Raw genomic sequence first — 11168 nt, forward strand, 5'->3', positions numbered from 1 at the left:
ATCCATTTTAGAGCCCCCGTTTGCCAACGGGTTATGCCGTGGCCGGCGGGGTGTTCAGGCCTTGCCCGAGAGCACCTTTTCTTCGGCCAGCGCCAGCGCGGTGGTGCTGCCGCTGAGCACCAGGGTGTCGCCGCCTTCGAGCACGGCGTCTTCGCGCACCGCCTCGCCGCGCCCGTTGGCGCGCCGCAGGCTGGCGGTGCGCACGCCCAGGGCATCCAGCGCCAGGCTGCCCAGGGTGCGGCCGACCTTGCGGCCGCCGGGTGGGATGGTCACCGTGGTCAGGCGCTCGGTGTCGGCGTCTTCCACGCTGTCGTCGTCCGCGCCGTGGAAGTAGCCCTTGAGCAGGTTGTAGCGCTCGTCGCGCTGGTCCTGCACCACCCGGATCACGCGGCGCATGGGCACGCCCACCAGCGCCAGCGCGTGGCTGGCCAGCATCAGGCTGGCCTCGATGGCCTCGGGCACCACCTCGGTGGCACCGGCCTGGCGCAGCTTGTCCAGGTCCAGGTCGTCGATGGTGCGCACCACCACCGGCACCTGCGGCGCGTGCTCCTGCGCGTGGTGCAGCACCTTCAGGGCGCTGGCGGTCTCGATGTAGGTGATGACCAGCGCGCTGGCGCGGTGCAGGCCCGCGGCCATCAGCGCCTGCAGCCGGGCCGCGTCGCCGAACACCACCGAATGACCCGCCGCTGCGGCCTGGCGCACGCGGTCCGGGTCCAGGTCCAGCGCCATGTACGGGATACCTTCGGCTTCGAGCAGGCGCGCCAGGTTCTGGCCGCAGCGGCCGTAGCCGCAGATGATCACGTGCTTGTCGGCGCTGATGGCCTTGCGCGCGATGCTGGTCATCTGCACCGACTGCATCAGCCAGTCGCTGCCGACCACGCGGGTCACCACGTCGTTGGCGTACTGGATGACGAAGGGCGTGGCGAGCATGGAGATCACCATGCTCGCCAGGATGGGGTTGAACAGCGCCGGCGGCACCAGGTCGTGCCGGCCCGCCAGCGACAGCAGCACCAGACCGAATTCACCCGCCTGGCAGAGGTACAGGCCGGTGCGCAGCGCGGTGCCCATAGGGGCGCCGAAGGCGCGCGTGAGCCCGGTGATCATGGCGATCTTGAAGGCCAGCGAGGCCGTGAGCAGCAGCAGCACCAGCGGCCAGCGTTCGAGCACCAGGCGCCAGTCCAGCAGCATGCCGATGGTGATGAAGAACAGACCCAACAGCACGTCGTGGAAGGGCCTGATGTCGGTCTCCACCTGGTGCTTGTATTCGGTCTCCGAAATCAGCATGCCGGCGACGAAGGCGCCCAGCGCCAGCGACAGGCCGGCGTGCTCGGTCAGCCAGGCCAGGCCGAGGGTGACCAGCAACAGGTTCAGCACGAACAGCTCTTCGCTCTTGCGCCGCGCCACCAGGGTGAGCCACCAGCGCATCACGCGCTGGCCACCGGTGAGCAGAATGCCCAGCAGCACCGTGGCCTTGAACAGGGCCACACCCAGTTCCTTGAACAGCTGGTCGGGCGGCGAACCCAGCGCCGGGATCAGCACCAGCAGCGGCACCACGGCCAGGTCCTGGAACAGCAGGATGCCCACCACGCGCTTGCCGTGCTCGCTTTCGAGCTCCAGCCGCTCGGCCACCAGCTTGATGACGATGGCCGTGCTGCTCATGGCCATGACGCCGCCCAGGGCCAGCGCCATCTGCCACTCCATCTTCCACCACTGGGGCAGCAGCCAGCCCAGCGCCAGCGAGGCCAGCGTGGTCAGCAGCACCGTCAACACCACCTGCGACAGCCCCAGCCCGAACACATGGCGCTTCATGGCCTTGAGCTTGGGCAGGCTGAATTCGAGTCCGATGACGAACATCAGGAACACCACGCCGAATTCGGCCAGGTGCCGCAGGCCGGCGGAGTTCTGGGCCAGCGCCAGCGCGTTGGGACCGATCACCACACCCACCACCAGGTAGCCCAGCATGGGTGGCAGCTTGAGCAGGCGGCACCCGACCACACCCAGCACGGCCGCAGCCAGGTAGAGCAGGGTCAGGTCCAGCGCGTTCATGCCCCTATGGTAGTGGTAGCGCCCCCACGCTCCGCCGCTGCGCGGGTCGCTGCCCCCCAATGGGGCTGGCCTGCCTTGGGGCGGCCCGGCGGCAGGCCCGGTGGCGCTCTTGCCGACCACGCGCAACGATAATCGCCCCATGACCCAGAGCACCCCTTTCGACCCGCAGCGCGCGCTCGCGCTGGCCCGTGAAACCCTGGACATCGAGGTCCAGGCCGTGCAGGCCGTGGCCGCGCGGCTGGACGACCGGTTTGCCCGCGCGGTGTCGCTGGCCCTGTCCTGCCGGGGGCGTCTGGTGGTCATGGGCATGGGCAAGAGCGGCCACATCGGCCGCAAGATCACCGCCACGCTGGCGTCCACCGGCACGCCCGCCATGTTCGTGCACCCGGCCGAGGCCAGCCACGGTGACCTGGGCATGATCACCGCCGCCGACGTGGTGCTGGGCATCAGCAACAGCGGCGAGAGCGAAGAGCTCACCGCCATCCTGCCGCTGATCAAGCGCATGGGCGTGCCGCTGATCGCGATCACCGGCCGCGCCGAGTCCACCCTGGGCCGCCACGCCGATGTGGTGCTCGACGCCGCGGTCGACAAAGAGGCCTGCCCGCACAACCTGGCGCCCACCGCCAGCACCACCGTGCAGCTGGCGCTGGGCGACGCGCTGGCGGTGGCCTTGCTGGACGCGCGCGGCTTCCGCCCGGACGACTTCGCCCGCTCGCACCCGGGCGGCGCGCTGGGGCGCAAGCTGCTCACGCACGTGGGCGACGTGATGCGCAGCGGCGCCGAATTGCCCCGTGTGCCACTGGACGCCGACCTGATGACGCTGATGCGCGAGATCAGCGCCAAGGGCCTGGGCATGAGCGCCATCGTGGACGCCGACGAACGCGTGCTGGGCATCTTCACCGACGGCGACCTGCGCCGCCTGATCGAAAGATCTGGCAGCAGCGTGGACCTGCGCAACCTGAGCGCACGCGAGGTGATGCACGCCAACCCGCGCACCGTGCGCGCCGACGCGCTGGCCGTGGTCGCTGCCGAAATGATGGAAGCCAGCCGCATCACCAGCGTGCTGGTGGTGGACGAGGCCGAGCGGCTGGTGGGCGCGCTCAACTCCAACGATCTGATGCGCGCCAAGGTGATTTGACCCCCCCGCGCCGCAGGATGTGAGGCCCCCCCGCGCCGCGCTGCGCGCGTGCCTTGCAGGCCGCGCCACCGTCAGAGCCGGTGTCACTTCGGTCTGTCCAAGTCTGCGCAGGCAGACTTGGAGCCGCAGCCCTCAGCCCCCCAGGCGGCGGCGCTGGCGGCCCGGCGAAGCCGGTTCCGCGGCGCCCTGGAATGAAGGCACTTCACTCGGTGCTTTCGTGCGCCCCGGTTAGCATTGCGCCCCATGTCCCTGCCCGAACTGCCGCCCCTGCGCCCTGTGCTGAACTTCGATCCTGCGCTGTTGTTGCGGGCGCAGCCGGTGCGGGTGGTGTTTTTCGACATCGACGGCGTGCTGACCGACGGCGGGCTGTTCATTTCCGAGGCCGGTGAAACGCTCAAGCGCTTCCATTCGCTCGATGGCCACGGCATCAAGCTGCTGCAGCGTGCCGGCATCACACCCGCGGTGGTGACCGGACGCGACTCGCCCGCGCTGCGCCTGCGCCTGCAGGCCCTGGGGGTGCAGCACGTGCGCTACGGCACCGAAGACAAGGCCCCCGCGGCGGCCGAGATCCTGGCCGGTCTGGGGCTGGACTGGTCGCAGGCCGCGGCCATGGGCGACGACTGGCCCGACCTGCCGGTGCTGCGCCGCGTGGCCCTGGCCTGCTGCCCGCCCACTGCCCACGCGGAGGTGCTGGCGCTGGTCCACCACGTCACGCGCGCGGCCGCCGGCGCCGGCGCGGCGCGCGAGCTGTGCGATCTGCTGCTGGTGGCTAGCGGCCTGTACGTCCGCGAACTCGAAGCGGCGGCCCGGTGAACGCCGCAACCCTGCCCCCCAGCACCCCGCCGGCGGCGCGCGCGCGTCCCCGCTCGCGCCAGCGCCTGTGGGACCAGGTCTCCATCTACCTGCCGGTGCTGCTCATGGCCCTGCTGGCGGCGGCGTCGTACTGGCTGCTGCGCGCCACACCCGAAGCCCTGGAGCCCCCGCCCGAGCGCCCGGTCACGCACGAGCCCGACTATTTCATGCAACGCTTCTCGGTCAAGGTGTTCGACGCCAGCGGCGCACTGCGCAGCGAGGTCTTCGGTGCCGAGGCGCGCCACCACCCGGACACCGACACCGTCGAAATCGACAACGCCCGCATCCGCTCGGTCGGTGTCGGTGGACAGCTGACCACGGCCACCGCGCGGCGGGTGGTCAGCAACGCCGAACAGACCGCGTTCACGCTCGAAGGTGACGCGGTGGTGATCCGCGAACCGTCGCGCCCGGGCACGGCCGACGCGGTGCCCCGGCTGGAGTTCCGGGGTGAGTTCATCCAGGTCTTCACCGCGCCCGAGCGCGTGGTGTCCGACCGCCCGGTGCTGCTGGTGCGTGGCAACGACCGACTGCAGGCCGACACCCTCGACTACCAGGGCGGCGATGTGCGCGTGGCCACCCTCACCGGCCGCGTGCGCGCCACCCTGGCGCCCCGTTGAGGCGTGACCCCATGAACCACCCGACAGCCCCCCTGGCCTTCATCACCGGCGCGTCCAGCGGCATCGGCCAGGCGCTGGCCGCCCGCTACGCGCAAGCGGGATGGCGTCTGGCGCTGGTGGCGCGCCGCACGGCCGACATGCAGGCCTGGGCCGACGCGCAAGGGCTGGGGACCGACCGCTGCCGCGTGTACGGCGCCGACGTGGCCGAGGTGGACAGCATCGTGGCCGCGGGCCAGGCCTGTATCTCCGCCCAGGGCCTGCCCGACGTGGTGATCGCCAACGCCGGCATCAGCGTCGGCATGGACACCGCCGAGCGCGAAGACCTGGACGTGATGGCCCGCACACTGGCGCTCAACAACACCGGCCTGGCGGCCACGTTCCATCCGTTCGTGGCCGGCATGGTCGCGCGTGGCAGCGGCTCGCTGGTGGGCATTGCCAGCGTGGCCGCCATCCGCGGCCTGCCGGGCCACGGCGCCTATTGCGCCAGCAAGGCCGGCGTGGTGGCGTATTGCGAAAGCCTGCGCGGCGAACTGCGCGCCAGCGGCGTGAAGGTGGTGACCCTGCTGCCGGGTTACGTGGACACGCCGCTGACGCGCCAGAACCGCTACGGCATGCCCTTCCTGCTCAGCCCTGAAGCGTTCGCCGACCGGGCGTTTGCCGCCATCACCGCGCAGATCAGCTACCGGGTCATCCCCTGGCAGATGGGCGTGGTGGCCAAGCTGCTGCGCTTGTTGCCCAACCCCTGGTTCGACCGCCTGCTGGCCGGGCGGCCCCGCAAGCACCGCAAGGGCGAAGGCCAGGCCTGAGGCAACGACCGCCTGCGCTGGGCGGTTGCGAACCGGCAACAAAAAAGCCCCTGGGCCGGAGCCTCGGGGCTTTTGTTTTCAGACCGCCGAGGCGGTCTGGCGCGGGTGCGCAGCGATCAGTAACCGCCGCGGCCGCCGCCGCCTTCACGGCCACCACGGCCAGCGCCGTAGGGGCTGCGGAAGCCGCCTTCGCCGCCACCACCACCGAAGCCACCGCCACCACCACGGGGGCCACCGAAGCCGCCGGTGCGGGGGGGACGGGCTTCCATCGGGCGGGCTTCGTTCACGACGAGGCTGCGGCCGCCCAGGGACTGGCCGTTCATGCCTTCGATCGCGGACTGGGCTTCAGCATCGCTGCCCATCTCGACGAAACCAAAACCCTTGGAGCGACCCGTGTCGCGTTCCATCATGACCTTGGCGCTGTTCACAGAACCAAAAGCGCCGAATGCCTGTTGCAGGTCTTCGTCGCGCACGGTGTACGGCAGGTTGCCGACGTACAGTTTGTTGCCCATGGTTGGGACTCCTAGAAACACTGAAAGAAGTAGCGATGGAGCCCCGTTAGCACACAAAACCTGTAGCAAGCGAAACCGACCGATCACTGGTTCAACGGGCGCCCGCGGGCGCTCGCGAAAACATTATGCGCCGAGCGTTCCGCGCGTTGTGACATTTTTTCGGCCTGCGCAAGCCCTCTTCGGGCTTGGTGCGTGTTTACAACAGCGGCGGGTGCTGGGGCTGTGTCTACACCCCGCTGGCCGTGACCGTACAGCGCACCCCGAACACCACCGCGCCCCCCGAAGGCAGGCTGGGCAGGGACACCCCTCCGGGGTTCAGCAGGTTGGCCGGTGTGGCCGGGCAGGTGGCCACCGGGTTGCCGCCACTGGCGCTGCACGAGACGACGCTGCAGCTGGCGAGGCCGGCATCGGGCGTGTCGCTGACCACCGCCCCGTCGGCGCTGGCCGGCCCCTGGTTGGCGACCGTGACCGTGTAGGTGGTGGTGGTGCCGGTGGTGACGGCGCTGCTGCCGTTGTCCTTGGCCACCGTCAGCGTGCCGCTGCACACCACCGTGGTGCTGACCGTGCTGCTGCCGTTGGCCGTTGTGCTGTCGGCGTAGGGCGACTGGAACCCCGCGATGGCAGCGGTGTTGACCAGCGGGCCGGGGCAGGCGCTGTTGCTCACCCGCACCGTGCCGGTGATGGCGTTGAGGTCGGTGCTGGCGGCGATCGGCAGCGCCACCGCGCTGTCGCAGCTCACGGTCTGACCGGTCAGGCCGCAGGTCCAGCCCGTGGGGGCGATGGCGCTGGTGATGACCAGGCCCGCGGGCAGGGTGTCGGTGACCCGCACCACGCCGTTGGCCAGCACCCGTGTGCTGGCGTTGGTATTGGCGGCGTCGGTGGCCTGGTCGGCCGCGAAGGTCAGGTCGCGGATGGCGCGGCCGTTGTTGCGCGGCGTGAGGGTGTAGGTCAATGTCTGGCCGGCGGTCACACTGGCCGGGGCTGACTTGGTGATGGACAGGTCGCCCTGCAGGCAGACATCGTCGCTGGCCGGTCCGGCCACCAGGCCCGAATGCTGGCTGCCGCCCACCGTGGTGCCGGGGCCTGGGTTGGTTTCGTAGGCCGTGTTGGCCGTGCCGCCGACCAGGGCGCCGGCCCGGTTGGCCGTGTTGTTGGTGACGGGTGCGACTTCGCGGCCGGCGGTGCTGCGCGTCGGGTCCAGGTACTTCACGCCGGCCGGGTTGTGGAAGCACCCCACCGGCGCACTGGCCGGCACGCTGACCACAAAGCTGAGCGTGACCACGCCGGGCACGCCGCCGGTCAGACCAGGGATGGTCATGTTGGACCAGACGGGTGCATCGGCCGGGGTGCCGTTGACGCTCAGGTTGGCCGCCGTGCCCGGGCTGCCCGCCACCGCCGGCAGGCCGGGCGTGGCGCCTTCGACGAAGCCGCCCCAGGCGCTGGCCGAGAGCGCGGGCGCAAACGTCAGGCCGCTGGTCTGCGAGAAGGTCCACGTCGGTGGCAGCGTGTTGTCCACCAGATCGGCACCGATGGCCGAGCCGCCGCTGTTGCTGACCACGATGGTGTAGCTCACCGAAGTGGCACCGGCCGTTGTGACGGTGGGCGTGAGCGTGGCCTTGGTCACCGTCAGTTGCGGCAGGCACTGCGCGCTGGGGCGGGTGCTGGTGAACGTGCTGTCGGCCGGGGCGGTGTTGCTGCCGCCTGTACCGGCGGTTGCGCCGTGGGCGGCGCCGCCGACCGGGTTGTCCTTGGTGTTGGTGATGCCGTAGGCCGAACCCGTGTTGCTGACGGTGGCTGCGCCGGATCGGATGACCACACCGCCGGCACCGCCGCCGCCGCCGGCGTGGGCGGCATCGGCCGGTGCGACCAGGTAGGAATCGCCGCCCGCACCGCCGCGCACGTTGACGGTGACCGCGCCCAGGCCGCCGGCCACGCTCATCAGCACCACCGAGCCGCCCGCGCCGCCGCCGCCGGCGCCATCGTTGACCGGCTGGGTGCGGCCGTTGGCGCCATTGGCGTTGACGGTGCCGCTGCCGCTCATGCTGCCGGCGCGCACGATGACGATGCCGCCACCGGCGCCGCCGCTGGAGTTGATGGGGTCGGCGCCGCTGTTGTTGGTGCCACCGGCCCCGCCGCCGCCGCCCATGACCACGCGGTTGGGGGCCGCCGAGGCGAAAGCCGCGCCGCCGATGCCGCGCAGGTCGACGTCGGTCGCCGTGAAGGTGCCGCCCCAGCCACCGCTTTTCCAGCCGTAGGCGCCCAGGCCGCCAGTGCCACCGTTACCGCCGCCGCCGCCGCCGCCGTTGTCGCGCGTGGTGCTGCGGTTGTCACCGCCGCCGCCGGCGTTGCCCGGTGCACCTCGGCCCTGGTCGCCGTTGGCGTAGCCGCCCCAGGTGGCGCCGTTGTCCTGGCGCAGGCTGGTGGCGGGGTTGAACACCCAGCGCGGCGTGCCCGCGATGCCTTCGCCCTTGGTGGCGTGCTGGTCGCTGGCCAGCGTGGCCACGTAGTCCGGGGTGGCGTCGGCGTCGGCGGCGCCGAGCCATTGCACGGCCGCGGCGCCGCGGAAGCCGCGTTCGCTCACGTCAATGGTCTGGCCGTTCCAGTTCAGGGTGCCGGCCACGTCCAGGGCCACCACGCCACCGGTGTTGCCGTCCCAGTAGGGCGCGTTGACGGCGCCGGTCAGGGTCAGGGCCGCGTGCTGCGGCACCCGGACCACCTGGAAGGTTCGGCGGTTGGTGGCGGTCGTGGCGTCCTGCTCATAGGTGGCCGACAGTGGCGAGCCGCGCAGGTCCAGCGAGCTGGCGGTGGTGCCGGCACCGGCGCGCACGTACTCGTAGCGGCCGGCCAGGCAGCTGCCGGCCGGGTCGGTGTAGCCGCGGCCGGTGCCGTTGCCGGCCCCGTAGTTGATGGTGTTGGTGGTGTTCAGGCTGGCGCACTGCATCTGCACCACCATGACCAGGTCGCCGGGCGCCACGGCAGTGGCCGCGCCGCGCGGGGTGCCCAGCGCAATGGCCGTGCTGGCGCCGTTGTAGCTGCCGGTGGCGGGTGGGTAGTAGGTGTTGACCGTGCCGCTGCTGGCGGTGCTGCCGTCGCGGCCGGGCATGGCGCAGGTCTGGGCCAGGGCCTGGGGCAGGGTCAGCAGGGCGGCCAGGCCCAGCAGCCAGCCGTGCGCGCGCGAAAGGAAGCTTCTCGACATCTTGGGGGGGGCGGAACAAAACTGCGCGAGATTGTCCGTCACGCCCTCCCCGCGCGATCGGCAGAAACGCACGAACGGCTCTGATTTGGCGGCTTTGCGGTCAGGTGGGGGCGCGCGTGCGGTAAATCAGGTGGTAGCTCAGGCCCACCAGCACGCTGCCGCCCAGCAGGTTGCCGGCAATGATCGGCAGCAGGTTGGCGCCCAGGCCGTTCCACGTCACAGGGTGCGCGGCCAGCGCCGGGTCGCCCGCCTGCACCAGCATGGCCAGGGGAAAGAAGTACATGTTGGCGATGCTGTGCTCGAAGCCCGCGGCCACGAAGGCCGCCACCGGTGGCACCACGGCCACCGCCTTGTCCACCACGCTGCGCCCTGCCATGGCCATCCACACCGCCAGGCACACCAGCACCCAGTTGCGCAGCACCTCGGCGCTGCCGATGCGGCCGTCCGCCCAGGCCATGACGATCAGGTTGTTGCCGGTGAACAGCTCGGCCCCGGCCACCACCACCAGCAGCAGGCCGAGCGCGAACACCACGCCGCCGAGCACCTGGCCGGTGGCAAAACCCAGCGTCGCGTCCGATCGCACCAGGTTGAAAAACAGCGAACCCAGGCCGATGAACGCACCCGCCAGCACGCCCAGCATCAGCGGCGGCAGGGTGGCCATGCGAGCCTTGGCCACGCCCACCGTTTCGATGCGCTGGGCCACTTCGCACGGTGCGTAGGCGTCGGAGCCGAACAGTTCGGACATGGGGAAGTTCCTTTCAGCCTCGTTATACTGCCGCTCAGCGCCGATTTGATCCGGATTGCGGGCGCTCTAAAAATGCCGCTAAAGGGGAGATGCCCGGTCTGCCTCTTGGTGTTCCGGGCTTTTCTCTTTTCTGGACCTGCCTTGCAGGAGACAACAGTGATCGTCACGCCCCAAACGTTCCGGTTCGATACGCCGCTGCCGCTCAAGAGCGGCGCCGTGTTGCCGGCTTACGAACTCACATTCGAGACCTACGGCACGCTCAACGCCGACCGCTCCAACGCGGTGCTGATCTGCCACGCCCTCAACGCCAGCCACCACGTGGCCGGTTTCCACGCCGACGAACAGGGCCAGCCCATCGCCCGCAGCGAAGGCTGGTGGCACAACATGATCGGCCCGGGCAAGGCGGTGGACACGAACCGCTGGTTCGTCATCGGCGTCAACAACATCGGGTCGTGCTTCGGCAGCACCGGCCCCACGCACACCAACCCCGCCACCGGCCAGCCCTGGGGCGCGGACTTCCCGGTGGTCACGGTGGAAGACTGGGTCAGCGCCCAGGCCCGGTTGCTGGACGTGCTGGGCATTCAGCAGCTGGCGGCCGTCATGGGCGGCAGCCTGGGCGGCATGCAGACCCTGAGCTGGACGCTGCAATACCCCGACCGCGTGCGCCACGCCGTGGTGGTGGCCAGCGCCCCCAACCTCACGGCCGAGAACATCGCCTTCAACGAGGTAGCGCGCCGCGCCATCGTGACGGACCCGGACTTCTGCGGCGGCCACTACCTGCGCGAAGGCACGCTGCCGCGCCGCGGCCTGCGCATCGCCCGCATGATCGGCCACATCACCTACCTCAGCGACGACGTGATGAACGAGAAGTTTGGCCGGATGCTCAAACCCGCCGATCTCGATGGCGCACTGGCCAACGACGCGCGCCCCGCCGCCGGGCCGCCCCAAGGCGGGGCAGCCCCCTCGGGGGGCAGCGACCCGCGCAGCGGCGGAGCGTGGGGGTACAGGTACTCGACACAGGACGTTGAATTCCAGATCGAGAGCTACCTGCGCTACCAGGGCGACAAGTTCAGCGAGTACTTCGATGCCAACACCTACCTGCTGATCACCCGCGCGCTCGATTACTTCGACCCCGCGCGCGAGTTCGACGGCCACCTCAGCGCTGCCCTCGCCCGTGCGAAGGCGAAGTTCCTGCTGGTGAGCTTCACCACCGACTGGCGCTTCTCGCCTGCGCGCAGCCGCGAGATCGTCAAGGC

General features: G+C 70.6%; 9 protein-coding genes and 1 riboswitch. Of the genes, 5 read left to right on the top strand and 4 right to left on the bottom strand.

From position 1 onward, the window contains the following. Positions 1-54 precede the first annotated feature (54 nt). Positions 55-2046, bottom strand: a complete 1992-nt coding sequence (locus ACR2JA_RS11425) for a monovalent cation:proton antiporter-2 (CPA2) family protein (RefSeq protein WP_434009202.1) — start codon at positions 2044-2046, stop codon at positions 55-57. 139 nt (positions 2047-2185) lie between these two features. Here ACR2JA_RS11425 and ACR2JA_RS11430 point away from each other — a divergent pair, with 139 nt between their 5' ends. From ACR2JA_RS11430 to ACR2JA_RS11445, 4 genes are all read left to right on the top strand, one after another. Further along, positions 2186-3184: a KpsF/GutQ family sugar-phosphate isomerase gene (locus ACR2JA_RS11430; RefSeq protein WP_434009203.1), complete on the top strand. Its 999-nt coding sequence runs from the start codon at positions 2186-2188 to the stop codon at positions 3182-3184. Between the two features lie 243 nt (positions 3185-3427). Beyond that, positions 3428-3997 (top strand): KdsC family phosphatase, encoded by a 570-nt coding sequence (locus tag ACR2JA_RS11435; protein ID WP_434009204.1) that lies wholly within the window; start codon positions 3428-3430, stop codon positions 3995-3997. Beyond that, a complete protein-coding gene (lptC, locus tag ACR2JA_RS11440; protein ID WP_434009205.1) occupies positions 3994-4653 on the top strand; it encodes an LPS export ABC transporter periplasmic protein LptC in 660 nt (219 codons plus the stop codon). Before ACR2JA_RS11435 ends, lptC begins: the two co-directional genes overlap by 4 nt. 11 nt (positions 4654-4664) lie before the next feature. Continuing rightward, positions 4665-5459 carry an SDR family oxidoreductase gene (locus ACR2JA_RS11445; protein WP_434009206.1) on the top strand — a complete coding sequence of 265 codons (795 nt, stop codon included), beginning with the start codon at positions 4665-4667 and terminating at the stop codon, positions 5457-5459. A gap of 116 nt (positions 5460-5575) precedes the next feature. Here ACR2JA_RS11445 and ACR2JA_RS11450 read toward each other — a convergent pair whose 3' ends face one another. From ACR2JA_RS11450 to ACR2JA_RS11460, 3 genes are all read right to left on the bottom strand, one after another. Then, a complete protein-coding gene (locus tag ACR2JA_RS11450) occupies positions 5576-5971 on the bottom strand; it encodes an RNA recognition motif domain-containing protein (RefSeq protein WP_434009207.1) in 396 nt (131 codons plus the stop codon). 226 nt (positions 5972-6197) lie between these two features. After that, positions 6198-9167, bottom strand: a complete 2970-nt coding sequence (locus tag ACR2JA_RS11455) for a hypothetical protein (RefSeq protein ID WP_434009208.1) — start codon at positions 9165-9167, stop codon at positions 6198-6200. Positions 9168-9267: 100 nt separating this feature from the next. After that, positions 9268-9912, bottom strand: a complete 645-nt coding sequence (locus tag ACR2JA_RS11460; RefSeq protein ID WP_434009209.1) for a formate/nitrite transporter family protein — start codon at positions 9910-9912, stop codon at positions 9268-9270. A 27-nt stretch (positions 9913-9939) separates the two neighbouring features. Then, a riboswitch (SAM riboswitch) is annotated at positions 9940-10015 on the top strand. 53 nt (positions 10016-10068) lie between these two features. Between ACR2JA_RS11460 and metX the strand changes: the two genes are divergently transcribed. Next, the coding region (gene metX / locus ACR2JA_RS11465; RefSeq protein WP_434009210.1) for a homoserine O-acetyltransferase MetX at positions 10069-11168 on the top strand (1100 nt) is incomplete at its 3' end.

The organism is Hydrogenophaga sp. (genome assembly GCF_051007235.1).
GTDB lineage: Bacteria > Pseudomonadota > Gammaproteobacteria > Burkholderiales > Burkholderiaceae_C > Hydrogenophaga.

Excerpts from the sequence above, each read along its gene's own strand:
- ACR2JA_RS11435 (WP_434009204.1), top strand. The coding sequence starts at position 3,428 with ATGTCCCTGCCCGAACTGCCGCCCCTGCGCCCTGTGCTGAACTTCGAT.
- ACR2JA_RS11455 (WP_434009208.1), bottom strand. The coding sequence starts at position 9,167 with ATGTCGAGAAGCTTCCTTTCGCGCGCGCACGGCTGGCTGCTGGGCCTG.
- ACR2JA_RS11460 (WP_434009209.1), bottom strand. The coding sequence starts at position 9,912 with ATGTCCGAACTGTTCGGCTCCGACGCCTACGCACCGTGCGAAGTGGCC.
- ACR2JA_RS11450 (WP_434009207.1), bottom strand. The coding sequence starts at position 5,971 with ATGGGCAACAAACTGTACGTCGGCAACCTGCCGTACACCGTGCGCGAC.
- ACR2JA_RS11445 (WP_434009206.1), top strand. The coding sequence starts at position 4,665 with ATGAACCACCCGACAGCCCCCCTGGCCTTCATCACCGGCGCGTCCAGC.
- ACR2JA_RS11425 (WP_434009202.1), bottom strand. The coding sequence starts at position 2,046 with ATGAACGCGCTGGACCTGACCCTGCTCTACCTGGCTGCGGCCGTGCTG.
- ACR2JA_RS11430 (WP_434009203.1), top strand. The coding sequence starts at position 2,186 with ATGACCCAGAGCACCCCTTTCGACCCGCAGCGCGCGCTCGCGCTGGCC.